This window comes from Rhizobium sp. BK112 (assembly GCF_014193215.1).
Taxonomy (GTDB): Bacteria; Pseudomonadota; Alphaproteobacteria; order Rhizobiales; family Rhizobiaceae; genus Rhizobium; species Rhizobium anhuiense.
On record NZ_JACHYZ010000020.1, the window covers coordinates 39,953 to 60,155 of the forward strand.

Below are 20,203 nucleotides of genomic sequence, written 5' to 3' on the forward strand. Positions count from 1 at the left end.
CGTCCTACGGCCGTCGACAAATTCGGCAACACGATTGATTTCTATCTGTCTCCGACGCGCAATGCCAAGTCGGCCAAGCGCTTTCTCGGCAAAGCTTTGAACGGACGACATGAAATTCGGCTCCGACAACGCCAGCCATGAAGAGCGCTGCTCCCAAGGCCACAGTTCGCTTCAGAGCTCTTCTTCGGCAACCGTTAGCCGCTGGCTTCGGCTGGACTTTGCGAATTTGTCATCCTCATCTATCGCAGCCAGCTCCTCGCCTTCATGCCGCACGCTCATGAAGGCTACGATCGTTACGATCGCGGCGAGGAAGATTGCACTCGTTATGATCGTGCCGAAACCGAGGCCGCCATATTGTGCGGGCTGAGACATCAGGTCGCCGAACGAAGCACCCAGAGGCCTTGTCAGAATGTAGACCAGCCAAAAGCCAAGTATCGGATCGAGACCCAAGAAGAAGAAGCCGATGGCAAGCGAGATGATGATCATGCCGAACAGGACGCCGGTAGCCAGGTATCCCAGCGCGAATTCTTCGGCCACCAGATCGCCGGCGGCCGTGCCGAGCGCGAAGGTGAACAGAATGGCGAGCCAATAGAAAGCCTCGCGCCGCCCGGTGAATATGGAGTGGATCGAAAGAGTCCGCTCGGTCTGGAACCACACCAGGAAAGTCATCGCCAGGGCGATCGAGAAAGCAGTCGTCGTAGCCAGCAGCGGCACATGGAAGTTGTCGACCAGATTGTCTGTAATCAACGTGCCAACGATGCTGATCAGCACCACGGAAAGCCAGTAGGCGGCGGGAACATATTTCTTCTGCGCAAACTGCCAGCCCAATGCGACCGCCAGGATTGCGGACATGATCAGCGACGTCGCCGTCAGGCCCAAACCCATCTGCACATTGAGATAGTCGGCCGCCGTTTCACCCATGGTGACAGCCATTAGTTTAATGAGCCAGAAATCCGCCGTGACGCGGGGAACGCGATTGTAAACAGCAGCTTTGGTGGTCGGTGCAGACATAGCGAGTATCCTTGCATGGGCGCTGAACGTCTCGGAGGGCAGTTCGGGGGCGAGCAGCCGCCCGCCTATTGAGCAGGCTGAGCCGGATTGTTGAGAACCGCCATGAGAGCGGCGAGCGCTTTACTGACTTTGTCAGCCGACGGAGGGGATTGACGCAGTGCCTTCAGCGCCGCGTCAGAGGCGGCGTCTATATTGTTCCAGTCATTCTGGTTTAGCGGACGGATCGCGGTCTCGGCCTGGTCCCACGCCGTTTCATAGTCGGTGATGCGTTTTGCAGCGCTGGCGAGGTCGCCTTTGGAAGCGAGGGTCTGGACATCAGCTATGATCGTCTTAAATGGCGACAGATCGCCGAGGCTCGCCGTTTTGGCGGGTGCGGTACTGGCGTAAAGTTCAAAACTCGTGAAGGCCGCCACCGGAACAGCAATGAGCGCGATGGCAAGAAAAATCTGTCTCATTAGCGGATTTCCCCTAAATTCTGGCGATGCAAGGACGGCATCACTTCCGTTCGCCGGTTGAATGGCCCGCCCGCGCGGCAGCGCGATACGCTCGCTGCTCTCCCGTTGACGATCGGTTCGCCCACCGTGATTACGCGGGTTCAATTAGCTGAGAATTAGAGCGGATGTCGGCGTGGCACTGGACGCGCGCGAAAGCGGCGGCAGGTAGTGGCACCGGCCGCCGCAATTTCATTTCTGTGGAACCAGATGGGAGACAACCACCTTACCCCCCTTGTCCGCGTAAGTTAGCTGGACCTTCTGGCCGACGCGGAGTTTGGTGTCTTCGATCCCTTCGGGCAACACGTAAGTCTTGCCGTCCGACAGCGTGATCGTATCCGCATCCTTGCTGATTGCGGTGATCGTACCGGATGTCTGGGCAGCGAATGCGGCACTGATCGGCGCCAGCACCAGCATCGCGGCCATGATCATTTGCGTTTTCATTCTCGTTCTCCTTTCACGGTTTCAGCCCCATCTCTGCAAACTTTAACAACGGCAGCATGGACTTGTCAGGTAACGCCCGCCTTCATTCACCTCTGAGCTTCTCGGCGACGTGTGTCCGATTGCGCCGTGCCTCACCCGTCGCGGCCAGCAAAGCGGCGCCCGCCGCCGCGACGATGAGAGCGGCGAGGTAGAACCACGGCACCGAAAGCACTTCGGGCGGCGGGTCGAACACGCCGGTCAGCAGCTTGACGAGCACATAGGCGATCAGCATGCCCGCGGTGAGACCCAGGAGCATGCCGCTGCCGGTGACCAATGCCGCTTCGCTCCAGACGAAGGCGCCGAGTTGCCGTGGCTGGGCTCCGAGAGCGACGAGGACCGCGAAGGAGTGTTCGCGATCGGCAAACCCGAGGCCAAGCACCAGCCCACCCGAAGCGGCAAGCATGACCAGCGCGAAAATCAGCTCAAGCCGCGTTAGACCGGCGAGATCAACCGCGGTGAGGCTCGACCCGATCAGGGCGACGGCATCGCCGATCTGGCTGACCTTGAGTCCAGGTAGGCTCGCAGTCGCGTTTCGGGCGGCCAGAGCGACGCGGGCAGGATCGCCGCTCGAACGGAGGAGGACGATCTCGCTTGCTGCGGAACCGGTCTGCTCGGCGATGTAAGCGGCGTTGGCGACCAGAAACGAATCCTTGGGCGCAGTCGGGAATTCGCGCACCACGCCGACAATGTGAAAGCGGACGATGTGGTATTGGTGATCGGTTGCGTTTTGCAGGCGAAGATTGATGCTGTCGCGGCGGCTGAGCTGATAGTCGTTCACGGTTTCCTGAGAGACCAGCACGCCATCGGGCGTTCGCGCGAGATCGGCAAGTGTCGCCCTGGCGTCGCCATTGGCGAAATAGGCGTCGGACATCGCCGTGGCTGTCCCGATGCGCGTCGGATCGATGCCGTAGAGATCCTGAAGGTCGGTTCCAACGTAAACATATCGATGCTGCATCGGTTGGGCGGACAACACGCCCGACAGCTTCGAAAGACGGTCGAGTGCCTGGGAGGCAGGCGCAGCGGATGTGCCCGTGACGGTGACATCGGCCCCGTTGGTGAGTTCAGCGTCAATCCGTGCCTGAGCCTCATAGGTTGCGTTGAAAATCGCGGTCGACGCGGCGAAGGCAAAAGCCAGCGCGGCCAACCCGATGCCAGCAGTCAGTCGCCGGCCTTGCCGTCCAAATGTCGCGGCCACCACATCCGCGAGACGTCCGGCGACAGGTCGCAAGCCCTTGGCGATCACCGACCGGCCTTGCCGCAACGCGGCCCGGACGAGCCGCATGGCCAATAGCGCCAGGCCGATCCATAGCAGCACAGGGGCGAGGAAGGCAGTGTAGTCGACGGCCGCCGCCGCCACGCCCTCTGGCGCGAGAATGACCTGATATCCGCTCGCTGCTGAACGCCAGTAGAGCGCCACAGCGAGCGTCAGCAGGGCCAGATCAAGATAGAAGCGGGCCCAGAGCGGTGCCAGATCAATGTCGATTGGCCGCCGGGCGGCCGCAATGGTCGAGCCGCGGGCGTCGCGCCAGGCGGGGATCAGGATCGCTGCGAGCGAAAGCGCGATCCCGGCCACCGCCACCGCGCTGAGCAAAGGAACCGCTGCGCCGCGCAAGAGCGCCACCCCGAGGATGAAATTCGCGGCAAGAGCAGCAAGGAGAATCCCGAGGATCGCACCGCCGACACCCGCAGCCGCCGCTTCAGCGGCAGCCAGGCGAAGAACTGTATCGACCGTTGCTCCCCGCAGGCGCAGCAACGCCTGATCGCGGCGTCGCCTGTCCCGCCCGGCTCCGGCTACGGCAACCGCAAGCAGCATGGCGAGGATGGCTCCAGGGGCGCCGAGGAACAAGAAAACCAACCGTGCATAGAGGGCATCCTCGCGCACCGCCCCCAATCGGGCCGCTATGTTGTTTGCAAGCAGCGCGGTTCCGGCGACACGAGCCTCGAAATTGTGGCCGCGCTCGGTTGCCCAGGTGCTCGCAGTGAGCGGGTCGGAGGGCAAATGGTGATGATCGAGCTTGACGTGGAACTCGGTCCGAACGGTCTCGGACCGGCTGGCGCCTTGCTGCTCGAACACCTGCTGCCACTGAGACATCGGCAACAGCAGAACGTTGTCGGGCGGGGCTTGTGGTGCGGCGCCTGCCGGGACACCTATCGCCTGAAACATCGCGTCGGCGTTCGGCAAATCGACGATGCCGGCGATCGTCACGCTGATATCAGGCGCTTGGTGGCGGTGGATGATGACCTGATCCCCCACAGCGACATGCAGGTTGGCGGCAGTCTGCTGCGCTATCAGGACGCCGTCGACCGATCCTACGAGCCGTCGAACCTGTGCCGGGAATTGGTCGAAATAGCCTGGTCCGATGCCAAGTACCGTGCCGCCACCCGTGGTCTGCACGGTGCCTCCCGTGTTCGCCTCAAAACCAGGTACGTCGGCATAACCGATCGACTGCAGGCCGGTTACCGGCGCGGCGGAGCGGATTGCAACCCCAACCGCACTATGATCCGTCCCCGGTAGCGGTTGAACCTGCCAGTCGACGGGGACCTGCGCAACCGATCGTGCTGTCATCTCAGTCGCACTCGATTGCAAAAACGTGCCCAGGCATGCGATGAAGGCGACTGTCAGCGCCACACCGCCGACGGTGCCGACCAAGCGGCCGGAACGCGTTCGGATAAGTCCGATCAGCCAGCGCCTGTACATGCCGACCTCTCAACCATGCTTTCGAATTTGCCGTGACGCATCCACCAGATGCGGCTCATCTTTGCAGCGATACGCTCATCATGCGTCGCGATGATGATGGCGCTTCCCGTCTGCTGACCCCAGGCGAGGAGCCGATCAACCAATATCGAAGCGCCAGCCAGGTCGAGCTGGCCTGTCGGCTCGTCAGCGACAACCAATTCCGGGTTAGTCACAATGGCTCGGGCTACAGCGATCCGCTCGGCCTGGCCGCCGGAGAGTTGCTCCGGCAACTTTGCCGCCAGCGCTTCGACGCCGAAAGTGGCAAGTGCTGTCAGGGCGCGTTCCTCGGCGTCGGAGCCGTTACCGAGAAGGACCGGCAGCGCGACATTCTCGATGGCGGTGAGCGCGGGTATCAGGTTTGCAGATTGGAAGACGACGCCGATCCGCTCGGGGCGCAATGTGTCGGACGAACCGAGCCCAGGCCATTCCAATTGTCCTGAGCTTGGCACATCCAGCCCCGCGATCAGGTTCAAAAGCGTCGTCTTTCCGCAGCCTGAAGGTCCCATGATGGCAATGGTTTCGCCGGTGCAAATCTTGAAGGAGCAGCCTTGAACGGCCGCCACGACGCCCCGCTCACGCTGGAAGCTGCGCCACAGATCCGTGGCCACCGCCAAAGTCTTAGCCATGCACGATACCTCCATCACGGATATCGATAATGCGATCGGCCCTTGCGGCGAGCGTGGGGCTGTGGGTGACGATCAGAACGGCGGCGCCGCTCCGGCAATTTTCGACGAGACGATCAATGACGAGCTGTTCTGTCGCTGCATCGACTTCGGCGGTCGGCTCATCGCAGAGTAGGATTGCCGGTTTTGCCGCGAGCGCCACGGCCAGGCCAGCGCGCGCAGCCTCACCGCCTGAAAGGTAGGAAGGTAATGCGTCGGCGAGGCCGTCAAGGCCCAATCCGCCGACAAGGCCGTCGATTTCATCCGGTCTGCCGTGGCCGGAAATCTCCATCTGGAGACGAATGTTGGCCCGCACCGTCAGATGGTCGAACAGATTGCCGGACTGCATGAGCATGCCAAAATGACGGGCCCTAAGGCGAGCCCGCTCCGGTTCGGGGCGTCGGGTCACCCGCTCGCCCAGGACAGACACGACGCCACCGTCCGGCTCATCGAGCCCGGCAAGACAAGCAAGCAGCGTCGATTTCCCGCTGCCGGAGGGGCCTCTCAATGCAGTGAATTCTCCTGCATTGAGGATGAGGGCAACCCCGCGCAGAGCCACAACTTCGTCGTCGCCGGCATGAAAGAAGCGGTAAAGCTCGGTCGCCTCCAGAGCGGACATGAACTCACCTCCACTGCAAGGAGTTGGAGATCAGTTGCCACTGGTCTACGTTGTCAGCACCCGCCGGAGCGGCAAGATCAAGGGTGACCATCTTGCCGTTCTTGAAGAGAATGAAGCGCTCGTGTTCGAGCCTGATCTGCCTATTTGTGACCGGATTGGGCGCGGAATTCGATACATAGCTGATGCGGATAGCCGGTCCGGCCGCGAGCTTCACATCCTTGATCGCGGCGACTTTGACGGCGTGCCCGGCTGCCTTGAGGTCCGGGATCTCGTGGGCCTTGGCTGAAGAAACCGTTGGAGCAGCACGCGCAGTACCAATGGTGACATCTATCTCATCGTATTTATCGACGAATCGAACGCCATGGTCGATCGTGGTCCGTGACCATCCCTCAGGCACCTTCAGGTCAAATCCATCAGGAGAGTTGTAGGTAATGAAGACCTGATTGTCCGGAATGTCACCCGGTGGGTTCGTCTCAGGCGCAACAAGTTTCTCCTGCGCCACAGCGGAAGCAAACGCGCCGGATAACACCGTGAGCAGCACGGCTAATGCGGCGGATATTCGATAGCGGACAGTCATGATTGGCGCTCCTCTACGGACTTGAGAAGGCATGTGACGCCTGCAGAATTAGGAGGGTCTTAGATGATCAGCCGCTATGGAGTCGGCCTGCACCAAAATCTGTGCAGGGGAATCCGTTTAGGTTACTTTGAAGCATGCGTGTTCTTGTGATCGAAGATGATGTCATGCTTGGCCGGGCTCTCGTGCAAGCCCTTGATGATGCCGGAATGGCAGTGGACTGGGTGCGCGACGGGCAACTCGGCGCCGAAGCCGTTGCTGTTGGCGGGCATGGTATTGTGTTGCTCGACCTCGGCCTACCCGGCCGTTCGGGCCTGGAAATCCTGCGCTCGCTGCGGACGGTCGGCGACAAGAGGCCGATCCTGGTCATCACTGCCCGTGATGGGCTCGACGATCGGGTCGCGGGGCTCGACCTCGGGGCCGACGACTATCTGGTGAAGCCGTTCGAGGTCAAAGAACTGCTCGCGCGCATGCGCGCGGTCTTGCGCCGACATGGCGGTCAAGCGGTTTCAATCCTCTACACGAGCGAGATCGAGCTCGATCTATCTAGCCATGAGGTGAAATATCGTGGGTGTGGCGAAGTATTGCCAGCGCGCGAATTTGCGCTGCTTCAGGCATTGCTGGAGCGTCCCGGAACCATTCTTTCCCGCACCCAGCTTGAGGAAAGGCTCTACGGTTGGGGTGAGGAGGTAGAAAGCAACGCTATCGATGTGCTCATCCATTACGTGCGACGCAAGTTCGACAAGGACATCATACGCAACGTCCGAGGGGCCGGCTGGATGGTCCCCAAGTGAAACGCACGATTTCGATCCGACGCACGGCTTTCAAATGGCTCGCCGGGTTAATGGCGACCATCGGCGTCTGCGCGGCGACAACATCGTACTTCCTCGTCAGGAACGAGGCATCCGACTTCCTCGACAATCAGTTGCGGCAGATCGCGCTCTATGTCGGGGATGCCCGTTCATCGCCAGAAACAGACGCTGATAGCGGTGCGCCACACGATCCCGAGGACGATTTCGTCATCCAGGTCTGGGATGCGGCCGGCAAGCCGTTGCGACTTTCGCATCCCGCCGTTGCTATTCCTCAGCAACACGCGACCGGGTTTGTCGACATTTCGACCGGCAGCGACAACTGGCGCGTCTATACGCTGATCGCGTCATATCGAACGGTTCAGGTTTCCCAGGATATGAGCGTCCGGCAGGAGCTGGCGACCAGTGCAGCGCTCCAAGCGGCACTTCCAATTATTGTTCTGATTCCATTGTCATTGCTCACATTGAGTTGGATCATCGATCGGATCATGGCTCGACTCAATCGATTGGCCGTCGCGGTTGCCTCCAGAGACACGACAGTCGACAGCCCTGTTCCGACCGACGACGTGCCCGCTGAAATCATTCCTTTCGTAAATTCAATCAACCTACTGCTCGCCCGGCTTCGCGCATTGCTGGAGAGACAGAGGCAGTTCATCTCGGATGCAGCCCATGAATTGCGTACGCCGCTGTCGGCGCTGCAAATTCAAATCGACAACCTTCGGCACGACGATCGGGATGGCCGATTTTCCCGGCGTTTGACCGAGCTCGAAGCCGGAATCGGCAGGGCCACGAGCCTTGTAAGCAAACTCTTGCGCCTAGCGCGCTACGACGCTCACGAGATCGCGCCCGCGTCGCAACCGATCGATCTCGTCCAGCTTGCACTCGACACTGTTGCGCGCCTGACCCCGCTCGCGGAGAGCCGGCGGATTGACCTGGGCATCACGTGCCTGGACAGGGCTATCACGATCGGTTCGCTAGCCGATTTCGAGGTCATCCTGGACAATCTGGTCGAGAACGCGGTGCGGTACACGCCACCGACCGGGACCGTCGACGTCTCGGTGGTTGCCGCCGGGCAAGAAGCACGGATCGAAATCCGCGACACCGGCCCCGGCATCGCGGAAGAAGAGATGCCCCGCGTCTTTGAACGATTCTTCAGGGCAAGGCCCCAGGATAGCGAGGGGAGCGGCTTGGGGCTGTCGATCGCAAAGGCGGCAGCCGAAAGACAAGGAGCGCGCCTCGCACTTGCCATGCGCGAGGACGGGCCTGGCCTTGTCGCATGCCTCATTGTACGAATGGCCTCAATGAAGGCCTAGGTGTTTGATGCCAGGTGCCGTCATCGCCAATGGACAAGTAGTCGTTTCCGATCAAGTCAAAATCATCCAGCACCGGGATGGAGGCATTCTCTTGCAAATCATGGTCGAAAACGGCCATGGACAAAGCAAGTTCCGATATCGGCGCGCTATTATCGGCATCAAAATATGGCGGTGCGCCCGCCGGTGGCTATCAGAAGCACTCGTACACAGGTGAGACCCTCTGCCCTGTCAACTGGTTACGAAAGAAGCCTAGGCTCTCTTGCGAGTCCGGATCGTGCGTCGGAAACACCATCTGCGTGGGGGAATGCCATCCGATGTTCAGCCCCATGAACGACAGAGCCGCGACGTCGAACCCACGATTCACGGCGATTTCAAGCCCGAGACCGACGGCGCACGCCCAGCGCATCCCGCAACGATGCCTTCAGCGCTGTTAAGCATCCCCTAAAATTGTTGCCTGGCAATTTCGAGGAGCGCTTGCACAAATAGAACTTTAATATATCCTTAATCTGAGGGGTTAATAAAATGAGTATTTCGGTTTCCGTCGCGTTTATTGACGATCACCCTATCCTTCTTGAAGGGTTAGTGAGCTTATACTCTGGGAAATCTGATCTGAACATTGTTGGGCAGGGAGAAAACGCAGTTGACGCCCTGAAGATTGTCTCGGAACTCGATCCGGATGTTGTTGTGGTGGATTTGAGCATGCCGGGCGACGCGATCGCCGCGATTCAGATCCTGGCCCACGATTATCCGCGAACCCGCATCCTGGTTTTCACTGCGACATCCAGTATCGAAACGGCTATCCACGTGCTCAATCTCGGGGTCGCCGGCTACGTACTAAAAGGATGCTCCGCTTCCGATCTTCATCAGGCCATAAAAACGGTACACGCTGGCGGCACGTTCATCACGCCTGGCTTTGCGACCAAGGTGATCATGTCGATGAAGACTGCGGAACTGCGACACAAGACAGAAAGAGTCACCAGGCTCAGCACCCGTGAGGAGCAAATAATCCGTCACCTCATGCGGGGCAGCACGAACCGTGAAATCGCCGCGAGCCTCGACATCAGCGAAAAGACCGTCAAGCACTACATGACGGTGCTGATGCAAAAGCTCGACGCGCGAAATCGGCTTGAAGTCGTACTGGCCGCCCAAAAGCTAAATATGCTGTCCGGGCCTGCGACTGGGAACGGTCTTCCGGGAAATCTCAATTGAACTCTGGAAGTGCGGTTTGAGGCGCTGCGAGATGATCATTCTGATCAAGCGGCAGCACGGCCAGGACGAGAGTTCCGTTGCCGCGATGAATGGTGCGCATCTTTCCTCCGAACGAGCGAATACGGCGCCTTTGCGTCAGCTTGCCCAGCCGAACGCGCTCTGACTCGGGGTGTGACTGTGCCGGGGCGAGCCCGACATCCCTCACGGCAATGAAAAACCGGCCGCGTCTGGCGCCGTAATGCAGGCTCAAACTGTTTGCGGGAGCATGACGGTGCGCGTTTATCAGAGCTTCTTGTGCGAAGCGGTAAACGCAGATAGCCAGATGCACCCGAATTCGATCCGGGGCAAAATCGCACTCCACCTCGACCTGTTGGCCGGTCAGGTCAGCATGCCGTTGAACGGCAAGCGAAACGACTTCGTTGAGCGACAGACCATCAAGTTCGGGAAGGACGAGACCCGAAGAAATGTTCCTTATTTCGTCGAGCACTCCGGTGACATGCTGAAGGAGCTTGGCGAACCCATCTCGCCCGATGACGACCTTGTCCGGCAGGCTTTCGCCCTGCACCGGCATATCGCTCAAGCGAAGTTTGATCAGCGTGAGAATCTGGATCGGACCGTCATGCAGGTCGCTGCCGATCTGGTCGAGAATTTTCTCGTTCAGCCGGCCTGCTTCAAGTCTCGCATCTTCCGCGGCGAACCTGAGGCGCTTGTTTTGTCTCGACAGCTCCAGTGCATGCCGGAGATTGGCGAGAATCGCTGCATGTTGGCGGTCAATCAGAAGACTGCCGCTGCGCACGATGAGATAGAGCAGGCCGAGCATCGGCACTGCCACCAACAGCACGATCGCCATCGTGGCCCGCCACGCAACCGAAATCTCATTCAACAGATAGTTTGGGCGCTCGTAAAATTCGGTGACTAGGATCGTACTTCCGGCGTCGTCATGGACTAGCGGGGCATATACCTCGATGTATTCGGCCCCGAATTTCTCTTCTGGATTTTGGCTCTTCGTCGTGTGCGCGCGAGATACCATTATCTCGCCCGCTATCGCCCGCTCCAAGTCCGGCATGCTGAGTTCGTCTCCGACCGTTCTGTCGGACGCCGAATAGAAGAGACTGCCATCGGCATTCCAGATCTTGATCTCCTTGACGTGCTCGCTCAGAGGTCCGCTTTTGAGGAGTTCGGCGAGCTTTGTGCGTAACTCGGGACTTACCTGGCGGTTCTTGATGTTCTCCTGTGTAATCAGCGGACCAATGAATGCCTGCAGATAACCGGCATCAACAGTTCCGGCGCCTTTGAGGATGGCTTTCTCGATGCTTCTTGTCGTCCACAATCCCAGGGCAAACATCAGCACGAGCACGACCATCGAAGCGATGATGATGAATTGCACTTCCAGCCTGGACCGCCGAAAGAGCTTGCTCAGCGTTTTTACGAGCGTCTCGGACGACCGTACTCCGTGGCTTTCGCCCTCGATTTCCTGATCGACGCTTGCCATTCCCCACCCGATGGTCATTTGTCGCTTATATTCGTATTGCCGAATGTTCTTTTCGCCAACTGAAATCGCGCAATTCGACAAGGTTTGACGAATTGAGGTTACCGCGGCCTGGCGATCTCGGGGATTACATGACGGCCGCAGCGACTTTGGTCTGAATCTTCCGAGACTAAGGTCACCATCCTGTCGCCGACTTTGGTGCCTCTTTTGATCAGACTTTCTCATCTACCAGCCCCCTTGCCTCAGGGACATCATGTCCGCCAGTACCCGCAATAGCGGTCGATTCACCGCCTGACACATTAGTGGTCTGGCATGGCTCTGGGGAGGGACGAACATGGCTACGAGTTTTACCGTCAATAAGGCTGACCTCGAATACATTCTCAAGCAGATTCAGATCGCGGAGAAGCACGCAAGCGGAACGTCGCTGGTGCAGGCCATTCAGGACGCCTACGGGATTTCAGCGACGGACGCGGCGCTGCTGCCTGCGGGCCTTCGCACAGTGGATGGACAGGACAACAACCTGCTCGCTGGCCAAGCCGAATTCGGCGCTGCGGATAACCCATTTCCCCGGCTGACCGACCCGATTTTCCGCAATGACGCCGATGGCGATACCATGCCGTTGGGCCCTCCGGGCGGGCCGGTCGTCAACAACACCAATTATGGTGTTATTGGCACCCCGACCGGCGCAAATGGTGGCCATTCGGGCAACGTTGCTGACGCGGATCCCCGCATTATCAGCAATCTGATCGTCGATATGAGCGTTAGCAATCCGGCGGCTATTACGGCCTGGTTTGCCAATCCTCTCTCGGTCGAAGCATGGCTCGAAAGGAATCCCGGTAAGAATCCGGTGGCTCCAGGCGCGGCCGTCGACGTCAATGATGTCGAACTGACAAACGCGGATCTGGCGGAAATACCCAACCAGTCTCCCGACATCGGCCTTTCACCCGGCTTCAATGCCTTCATGACCTTCTTCGGTCAGTTCTTCGATCATGGTCTTGACCTTGTCACCAAGTCCAACAACGGCACGGTCTTCATTCCGCTGCAGCCCGACGATCCGCTCTACGTCCCGGGTGGCAATGCCAATTTCATGGTGCTGACGCGTGCCAACCCGACGGTCGACGCCAACGGCGTGCCGCAGCACACCAACACGACCACGTCCTTCGTCGACCAAAACCAGACTTATACCTCCCATGCGTCGCATCAGGTATTCCTGCGTGAATATGCCAGGGTTGATATCCCCGGCGATAGTGTCGGTGCAATTGTCGTGTCAACCGGCCATCTACTCGACGGAAGCACAACCACTGGATCGCTGAACGGCGCCATTGCCAACTGGGGCGAGGTCAAGGCTCAAGCCCTTGATATGCTCGGCATCCGATTGCGGGATACGGACGTCGTCAACGTGCCGCTGCTGAAAACGGATCAGTATGGCAATTTCATTCCGGGCCCAAATGGCTTCGCGCAGCTCGTCATGGCGCCGGACAGCACCCATGCGACGACCTGGTTCAAGGAAGGCACGGCGGCAGGTATCACCACCGACGGTGCCCTGAAGACCGGTCATGCGTTCCTCGACGACATAGCCCATGCCGCAAACCCCGTGAACTCGCAGACAGGCGCCTTCAAGACGGCTGACAGCGATGCGACGGTCGGACTGTCGAACGCGATTGCGCTGTCCAACGGCAGCTTTGAAGCGGATTCCATGACATCCGGCCCCGACGTGATCGCCGATGCGGTCCTTGGAAATTACGCGTTCATCGATCCGCAGGGATGGGATATCACCGGATTTGGCGGCGTTTATGCCCCGACGGCAGCCGCCATCGGCGCGGCCGGGCATTCCGGCGGCAATGTCGTCTTTCTCGACAATGCCGCAACCCTCGTTCGCAACACCGGTGTGTCCCTGCAACAGGGCAGCGTCTACCAGATGACGTTCAATGTCGGCGACAGGCTGGACACGAATTTCGGCGGAGGCACGGCGCGTCTTGTGGCGACTGACGGAACGGTCCTTGCCACGGCCACACTCCCGACACCTGCTGACGGTCAGTGGGCTCCCGTGACATTGAACACCGGCGCCGTTTCGGCCGCCAATGCCGGCAAGGAACTCCGTATCGAGTTCATTCACGGCGGCAGCGGCCAGGTGCTGATCGACAACGTTCAACTCGGATTGGGTACGGCCAACAGCTTCGACAATGAGTTGCTCGACAAGCACTTCATTACCGGTGACGGGCGCGGAAATGAAAATATCGGCCTGACGGCGGTGCATACGATCTTCCACTCCGAACACAACCGGCTGGTGGAGGCCAACAAGGAAACGATCCTTGCCAGTGGTGACCGCGCTTTCATCAACGAGTGGCTGCTCGTCGACATCGGCGCAAACGACCCCATTCCCACGAGCCCCACCGGCCTCTTCTGGGATGGCGAGCGTCTGTTCCAGGCCGCGCGCTTCGTGACCGAGATGCAATACCAACATCTGGTCTTCGAGGAATTCGCCCGCCGCATGCAGCCCAATGTCGATGCTTTCGTCTTCACCAACACAGCCGACGTCGATCCCTCGATCGTGGCTGAGTTCGCCCACGTAGTCTATCGCTTCGGCCACTCGATGCTGACAGGTACTGTAGACCGGCTCGAGAACGATCTGACAACGGTCGACGATGGCGACCAGCTGACGCTGATCAACGCATTTCTCAATCCGCAAGGCTTCATCGATAGCGGCGCCGATCTGGAGGAGGCGACCGGAAACCTCATCCGCGGTTTGACGCGCGATGTGGGCAACGAGATGGACGAGTTCATTGTGTCGGACGTCCGCAGCAATCTGCTGGGCCTGCCTCTTGACCTGGCGGCACTCAACATCGCACGCGGCCGTGATACAGGCGTGCCGTCTCTCAATGAAACCCGTTACCAGCTTTACGAGGATTTCGGCCTCGCCGATCTCAAACCCTATACGAGCTGGACGGACTTCGCACAGCATCTCAAGCATCCCATCTCGATCGTGAATTTCATCGCCGCCTATGGCACGCACCCGTTGATCGCAGCAGAATCCACGGTCGAAGGGAAGCGGGCAGCCGCAATGGCAATCGTGCTCGGCACCAGCACGACGCATACAGTGCCCGGCGACCGGCTCGACTTCCTGAACGGTCGCGGCGCCTATGCCGCCACGGTCAACCCAACCAATCCGAAAGACCTCGGCGGCCTCGGCGGCCTGAACGACGTCGACCTCTGGATCGGTGGTCTGGCCGAGGAGCTGAACGAGTTCGGCGGCATGCTCGGCTCCACCTTCAATTTCGTCTTCGAATACCAGATGGAGCATCTGCAGAACGGCGACCGGCTCTACTATCTGAGCCGTACCCAGGGCCTCAATCTGCTCAATCAGCTTGAACCCAACAGCATCACCGATCTGGTCATGCGCAATACCGACCTTGGCGCCGCCAATTCAACGCATCTGAACGGCGCGCTATTCACCACGCCGGATATGATCCTCGAGCTCGACTCGAACATTATGCAGGAAGACTACAATTCGGCCGATCCGCTTTCGAAAGATCCCATCCACGACGATGCCTTCCTGCAGGCGATCGACCCGAAGGTCTATCGCGTCGCCCCTGGCACGGATGTCGATAACGACGGCCAGGCTGACGGCGGCGTGCTCAAATTCAGCGGCGGCGAACATGTCGTGCTAGGCGGCACAGAAGGCAATGACAAGCTGTACGGCGACAAGGGCATCGACACGCTCTGGGGCGACGGCGGCAACGACTACCTGAATGCCGGAATGGAATCCGATGACGTCTTCGGTGGCGACGGAGACGACATCATCGAAGATCCCTTCGGTGATGACGTGCTGCGCGGCAACAAGGGCAATGACGTCATCAGCGCCGGCACGGGTCTTGACCTCATCTTCGGTGATCAAGGCAAGGATTTCCTCATTGTCGGCCAGGACGACAAGGAAGCGTTCGGCGGCGACGGCGATGACTTCATCCTCGGCGGTACCGGCAAGGACTTCCTGCTCGGTGGCGAAGGCGACGACTGGATCGAAGGCGGCGAAGGCTTCGACACGATCGCCGGCGAAAACTCCGAGCTTTTCTTCAACAGCCCGATCATCGGTCACGACGTGCTCTGGGGCCAGGGGAACGATCAGGACTACGACTCCGAATCCGGCGACGACATTATGCTTTCCGGCCCCGGCATCCAGCGCTTCGAGGGCATGTTCGGTTTCGACTGGGGCATCGCCAAGTTCGATCCTCTCGGAGCGAACTACGACTTCCAGATCCCGATCTTTACGACCATTCCGACTGACATCCTGCGCGACCGCTTCGACCAGGTGGAAGCAGCCTCTGGCTGGGTCCACGACGACATCCTGCGGGGCGACGATCGCGGCCACAGCGGCGGTTCATCCAGCCCCGACTCGACCCCGGTCGAACTCTTCGTCGACCACACCCTGGACGCTGCCGGCGTTCAGCGCATCAATGGGTTGAACGACCTCTTGAATGGCAGCTCCAGCGCCGTCATTACCAGCTTCAAGAATGGCAATATTCTCCTGGGAGGCGATGGCAACGACCTGATCCAGGGCCGCGGCGGCTTCGATGTCATCGATGGCGACGCCTGGCTTAACGTCAGAATCGCAATCACGCAGACCAAGACGGGAGGACCAGTTCTTGGCACGGCCGAGAGCCTGACATCTCAGGTGTTTGCGGTCGATGCCAACGGCAATGCGACAACAACGGTCCTCTATGGCGGACGGCCGCTCAACGCCTTGATGCTCGACGGGACGCTCAATCCCGGCCAGTTGCAGATCGTCCGCGAAATCAAGTACGACGAGACGCCCGAGAACAATGTGGACACGGTTCTCTTCCAGGGCGGCAACCTCGAATATGAAATCGAAGGTACCCGCATCGTGTACGACACGGTGACGGGCGTCGCCCTTAGACGCGAAGGTGCCGATGCCAACGGCAATGCTAGCACGGACTGGATTCGCGATCTGAATGGCGACGGCTTCATCACCGTACGCGATCTCGACGACGGCACAGTTGCCGCGCCGGGCCGTCCGGGTGCGCTGACCGTCAGCCGCGGTGCGTTGACCGACGACACCGACAGACTGGTGAACGTCGAGCGGCTTCAGTTCGCCGACGCGACCCTTGATATCGGGAGCAGTCCGAACACGCCTGCGACCGGGACGGTCACCATCCAGGATCCGACCATGTTCGGCACGTTCGTCACGCCGATCGTCGGCCAAGTCCTGACGGCCAAGCTGACCGGCGTGGCCGATGAGGACGGTCTGACACTCGATGCGAACGGCAATCCGGTCGGCCTGACCTTCGAATGGCAGACGACGGAAGCCGGCAACGATGGCGGCTGGGTAACGATCACCACCGGGCTGACCTATACTGTCCGACCTGTCGATCCGGCGCACGTGCTGCGCGCGGTCGCTGTGTTCAAGGACAATGACGGCATTACCGAACGTATCGCGTCGGTCGGCACCGACAACGTCACGGCGCCGTTCGTCATTGCCGAAAACACGGCCACCGGCATCGTCATCGGTCCTATCCCCTTCAGCATGGACTATGATCCGCTGGGGCTTGGCGGCACGGGTGTCACCGATGGCGACATCGTTCGACTCACACACGCCATAGCTCCTGGTCAGGATGCCGGCGGACGCTTCGAAATTTTCACGGATGCCAATGGCGTGCAGCAATTGCGGGTCAAGAACGGCGGGACGGCCTATCTCAACTACGAGGACCCGACGAATCCGGACCACGCCTACGAGATCATGGTCAACACCTATACGGATGTGGACCAGGCAACGCTTGTCGCCCAACGGCAGTTCACAATTCAGCTTACCGACGTCAATCCCGAGACTTCCCTTGCGCCAACACTGGATCTCCACGCAGCCGACGCCGGAAACTATCTCGAGCAGTTCGCCACCCAGAGCTACACGGGCAACGACACCGCCGGCACGACCGCATGGACCACCAGCTGGACGGAAACCAATGATGGCGGGAGCCCCACCGGCGGCGACATCGAAATCAATGGCGGTCGCCTGAGATTCGACCAGAACATCACCGGCAATGAGTCCATCACCAGATCGGTCAATCTGACGGGTGTTTCGACGGCTATCCTGAGCTTCGACTATCAGGACGATGAGCTCGACGACGGAGAAAACGTCGTTGTCGAAGCATTCAACGGCACCAGCTGGGATGTGCTCGACACGCTGGGTGGCGCTGACCAGGACGGCAGCTTCAGCTTCTCGGCGCAACTAAGCCCGGCGCAAATCGGTGCTCACTGCGCGATCCGCTTCCGCGCCGAGGGGGATTGGGAAAACGGCGAGAATTTCTACATCGACAACGTGAATATCGCCTTTACCAAACCGGCATCCGACGGCAACAACTTCGCGAGAAGCTATACCGAAGATGGCGCCGCGATCGCGATCTCTTCACTGCCGGCCATCACCGACGGCGACGGAACGGCACTTGCATCGGCGAAGATCGTGCTTACCAACGCCAAGCCGGGCGATGTGTTGACGGTTAGCGGGCTTGCCGGGACCGGCATCACGTCGAGCGTGAGCAATGCCGGTGGCGTGCTGACGCTGAACCTGACCGGCGCCGCCTCGACGGCTGCCTACCTGACGGCGCTGCAAGCCGTCAGATATATGAACACATCGCAGAATCCGGATGTCACGCCTCGGGTGGTCCAGGTGACGGTCAACGATGGCATTTCGGAGAGCAACACATCCACTGCCACCATCGCTGTGATCGCCGTCAATGATGCTATGAACGCCAACAACGACCGGGTGGTGACCAACATTGCCGCCGGCCAGGCATTCGCGGTCGGCGAATGGGCGTTCCTCGCGAACGATACCGGGGACGCTCCCGATATCACTGCCCTTAGCAGCAATGTCGGCCTGGCAACGTCACTCGTGACAAATCCGGGCTCCGTGACGATTACCGACGACGTGACATCCGGAGGCTCTTTCGTCTACACAGCCGCCGATGGGCCGCAGACTGACACCGCCAATGTCACCGTCGTGCGCGACACCGACGGGACGGTCAGCGGCAACGACAGCACAACCGCCGATATTCTCGTCGGCGACAATAACGGCACGAACTTCGACGGTGGAACCGGCAACGACGTCATCCTCGCTGGCGGCGGCGACGATACGATCATCTGGAATGCCGGCGCAGGTGCCGGCGACGGACGCGATATCGTCAATGGCGGAACGGAAGGGACAACGGGTGACACCTTTGTCGTAAACGGCAACGCCGGCACCGAAGCCTTCACGATCTATACCAGAGCGGCAGCTCTGGAGGCGATGCCGACCCTCGTCCTGCGGGGCGATACCGAAATCGTGATCCGGCGTCAGTCAACCGGCGGGTCGGATATCATCGTCGCTGAGCTGTCCGAGATCGAGGAGATCCGCATCAACGGCGTCGAGCCGACGGGATCGACGGGACCGGCCGGCGCAGATACCTTCAGCATCGTCGGCGACTTCTCCGGTACGAGCCTTAGCTTTAACACCATCACGATCGATGGTTCTTCGGGCGACGACAGCGTCGATATCTCCTCGCTGAAATCTGCGCACCGCATCGTCTTCCGTTCGAACGGCGGTCACGACACCATCATTGGTACATTGCGTGCCCAGGATGTGATCGAACTCCCCGACGGCGCAACCGCCGCCGATTACGAAACGACGACGGACGCGAACGGCGTGACCACCATGACCAGGAACGGCCATACCGTCACTTTCGTCAGGGAAAGCGAGGATCACTCGGATCAAACCCAAGGAGGCCAGGATGACGACGATGACGATGATGCTGGAAGCGTCGATGATGACGGCGACTCTCCTGATGATGACGAGGACGATGCTGGCGAGGGCGGCGCTTCGCTGCCAGTTGCGGCGCGAACGGTAGTCGGCACGGCCGCTGCCGATGCGTTGCTCGGCACGACCTCCGACGACATCATCCTCGGTGGTGCGGCCGGCGACATTCTGGTCGGCGACGCCGGTGACGATATCCTCCGTGGCGAGGATGGAAATGATGTCATCACGGGCGGCAACGGGGAAGACAGCGTCAACGGTGGGGAAGGCGATGACGAACTCCATGGTGGCGCAGGTGGCGACATGCTCTTCGGCGGTGCCGGAAAGGACCTGATCCACGGTGAAGCCGGCGACGATTTCATCGAAGACGGTACAGGCGACGACCAGGTCTGGGGTGGCGCGGGCAACGATACCATCCTTGCAACAGCCAATGATGGCTCCGATCAGTATTGGGGCGGCGACGGGGCGGATACGCTCGACTACTCCGCCGCTTCCGGCAACCTGACCGTGGACCTCGGGAACGGCTTCATGCAGCGCGGGCAGGTTTCCGGCGGCAACACCGGAACGGATATCGTCCACGGCTTCGAGAACTTCGTCGGCGGCTCAGGCCATGACGTCGTCACCGCCACGGTGGCGGTTAACATCATGGATGGCGGCCTCGGCAACGATGTGTTCCGCTTCAATTCGGTCGCAGCCGCCGATGGAGACAAAATCTATGGCTTCCAGCCGGGCGACAAGATCAACTTCTCGTCGATCGATGCCAACAGCACCGCGGCCGGTTCTCAGGGCTTCGTGCTTGCGGCGGGAACTGCCTTGACAGCGGCGGGCCAGATTGTCGTCACCCACGAAGTGCAAGACGGAGAACAGGTGACTGTCATCCACGGCAATGTCGATGCCAACACGGATGCCGATTTCGAACTGACGCTTGTGGGCAAGCATAACCTGACCGCGAGCGACTTCCAGGGCGTCTCCTGACGTCCCGGCCGCGAAGTATCCCCGCCGGGTGAGCCT

General features: G+C 60.0%; 12 protein-coding genes and 1 pseudogene. 5 read left to right on the forward strand and 8 right to left on the reverse strand.

Annotated elements, in window-relative coordinates; genetic code table 11:
• Positions 1-9: 9 nt before the first annotated feature.
• A pseudogene (locus tag FHT75_RS32915) lies at positions 10-105 on the forward strand (DDE-type integrase/transposase/recombinase); the annotation flags it as partial.
• A 66-nt stretch (positions 106-171) separates the two neighbouring features.
• Here FHT75_RS32915 and FHT75_RS32920 read toward each other — a convergent pair.
• From FHT75_RS32920 to FHT75_RS32950, 7 genes are all read right to left on the reverse strand, one after another.
• A complete protein-coding gene (locus FHT75_RS32920) occupies positions 172-1,011 on the reverse strand; it encodes a hypothetical protein (RefSeq protein WP_183845553.1) in 840 nt (279 codons plus the stop codon).
• A gap of 65 nt (positions 1,012-1,076) precedes the next feature.
• On the reverse strand, positions 1,077-1,466 hold the full coding sequence (locus FHT75_RS32925) for a hypothetical protein (protein WP_183845554.1): 390 nt from the start codon (positions 1,464-1,466) through the stop codon (positions 1,077-1,079).
• 228 nt (positions 1,467-1,694) lie between these two features.
• Complete coding sequence (locus FHT75_RS32930) at positions 1,695-1,946, reverse strand: DUF1344 domain-containing protein (RefSeq protein ID WP_183845555.1); 252 nt, start codon at positions 1,944-1,946, stop codon at positions 1,695-1,697.
• Between the two features lie 82 nt (positions 1,947-2,028).
• Complete coding sequence (locus tag FHT75_RS32935) at positions 2,029-4,683, reverse strand: FtsX-like permease family protein (protein ID WP_183845556.1); 2,655 nt, start codon at positions 4,681-4,683, stop codon at positions 2,029-2,031.
• Positions 4,665-5,348, reverse strand: a complete 684-nt coding sequence (locus FHT75_RS32940) for an ABC transporter ATP-binding protein (RefSeq protein ID WP_183845557.1) — start codon at positions 5,346-5,348, stop codon at positions 4,665-4,667. Before FHT75_RS32940 ends, FHT75_RS32935 begins: the two co-directional genes overlap by 19 nt.
• Positions 5,341-6,003, reverse strand: coding sequence for an ABC transporter ATP-binding protein (locus tag FHT75_RS32945; protein ID WP_183845558.1), 663 nt, complete (start codon positions 6,001-6,003; stop codon positions 5,341-5,343). The genes FHT75_RS32940 and FHT75_RS32945 overlap by 8 nt, the downstream gene beginning before the upstream one ends.
• A 4-nt stretch (positions 6,004-6,007) precedes the next feature.
• Positions 6,008-6,580 carry a hypothetical protein gene (locus FHT75_RS32950; protein ID WP_183845559.1) on the reverse strand — a complete coding sequence of 191 codons (573 nt, stop codon included), beginning with the start codon at positions 6,578-6,580 and terminating at the stop codon, positions 6,008-6,010.
• Positions 6,581-6,714: 134 nt separating this feature from the next.
• Between FHT75_RS32950 and FHT75_RS32955 the strand changes: the two genes are divergently transcribed.
• The 3 genes from FHT75_RS32955 to FHT75_RS32970 all read left to right on the forward strand — a co-directional run bounded on the left by FHT75_RS32955 (position 6,715) and on the right by FHT75_RS32970 (position 9,908).
• Positions 6,715-7,371 (forward strand): response regulator transcription factor, encoded by a 657-nt coding sequence (locus tag FHT75_RS32955; RefSeq protein WP_183845560.1) that lies wholly within the window; start codon positions 6,715-6,717, stop codon positions 7,369-7,371.
• A complete protein-coding gene (locus FHT75_RS32960; RefSeq protein ID WP_183845561.1) occupies positions 7,368-8,699 on the forward strand; it encodes an ATP-binding protein in 1,332 nt (443 codons plus the stop codon). The genes FHT75_RS32955 and FHT75_RS32960 overlap by 4 nt, the downstream gene beginning before the upstream one ends.
• A 522-nt stretch (positions 8,700-9,221) precedes the next feature.
• The gene (locus tag FHT75_RS32970) at positions 9,222-9,908 is read left to right on the forward strand and encodes a response regulator (RefSeq protein ID WP_210299157.1); all 687 of its coding nucleotides are present in this window, start codon (positions 9,222-9,224) and stop codon (positions 9,906-9,908) included.
• Here the strand turns inward: FHT75_RS32970 and FHT75_RS32975 are convergent.
• Positions 9,901-11,400: a sensor histidine kinase gene (locus FHT75_RS32975; RefSeq protein ID WP_246713010.1), complete on the reverse strand. Its 1,500-nt coding sequence runs from the start codon at positions 11,398-11,400 to the stop codon at positions 9,901-9,903. The genes FHT75_RS32970 and FHT75_RS32975 overlap by 8 nt on opposite strands.
• Before the next feature lie 331 nt (positions 11,401-11,731).
• Here FHT75_RS32975 and FHT75_RS36125 point away from each other — a divergent pair, with 331 nt between their 5' ends.
• On the forward strand, positions 11,732-20,167 hold the full coding sequence (locus FHT75_RS36125) for a peroxidase family protein (RefSeq protein WP_246713011.1): 8,436 nt from the start codon (positions 11,732-11,734) through the stop codon (positions 20,165-20,167).
• Positions 20,168-20,203: the final 36 nt, after the last annotated feature.

What these genes read in the sequence shown, in the direction of transcription:
- FHT75_RS32920 (WP_183845553.1), bottom strand. Translation starts at nt 1,011, where the DNA reads ATGTCTGCACCGACCACCAAAGCTGCTGTTTACAATCGCGTTCCCCGC.
- FHT75_RS32925 (WP_183845554.1), bottom strand. Translation starts at nt 1,466, where the DNA reads ATGAGACAGATTTTTCTTGCCATCGCGCTCATTGCTGTTCCGGTGGCG.
- FHT75_RS32930 (WP_183845555.1), bottom strand. Translation starts at nt 1,946, where the DNA reads ATGAAAACGCAAATGATCATGGCCGCGATGCTGGTGCTGGCGCCGATC.
- FHT75_RS32935 (WP_183845556.1), bottom strand. Translation starts at nt 4,683, where the DNA reads ATGTACAGGCGCTGGCTGATCGGACTTATCCGAACGCGTTCCGGCCGC.
- FHT75_RS32940 (WP_183845557.1), bottom strand. Translation starts at nt 5,348, where the DNA reads ATGGCTAAGACTTTGGCGGTGGCCACGGATCTGTGGCGCAGCTTCCAG.
- FHT75_RS32945 (WP_183845558.1), bottom strand. Translation starts at nt 6,003, where the DNA reads ATGTCCGCTCTGGAGGCGACCGAGCTTTACCGCTTCTTTCATGCCGGC.
- FHT75_RS32950 (WP_183845559.1), bottom strand. Translation starts at nt 6,580, where the DNA reads ATGACTGTCCGCTATCGAATATCCGCCGCATTAGCCGTGCTGCTCACG.
- FHT75_RS32955 (WP_183845560.1), top strand. Translation starts at nt 6,715, where the DNA reads ATGCGTGTTCTTGTGATCGAAGATGATGTCATGCTTGGCCGGGCTCTC.
- FHT75_RS32970 (WP_210299157.1), top strand. Translation starts at nt 9,222, where the DNA reads ATGAGTATTTCGGTTTCCGTCGCGTTTATTGACGATCACCCTATCCTT.
- FHT75_RS32975 (WP_246713010.1), bottom strand. Translation starts at nt 11,400, where the DNA reads ATGGCAAGCGTCGATCAGGAAATCGAGGGCGAAAGCCACGGAGTACGG.
- FHT75_RS36125 (WP_246713011.1), top strand. Translation starts at nt 11,732, where the DNA reads ATGGCTACGAGTTTTACCGTCAATAAGGCTGACCTCGAATACATTCTC.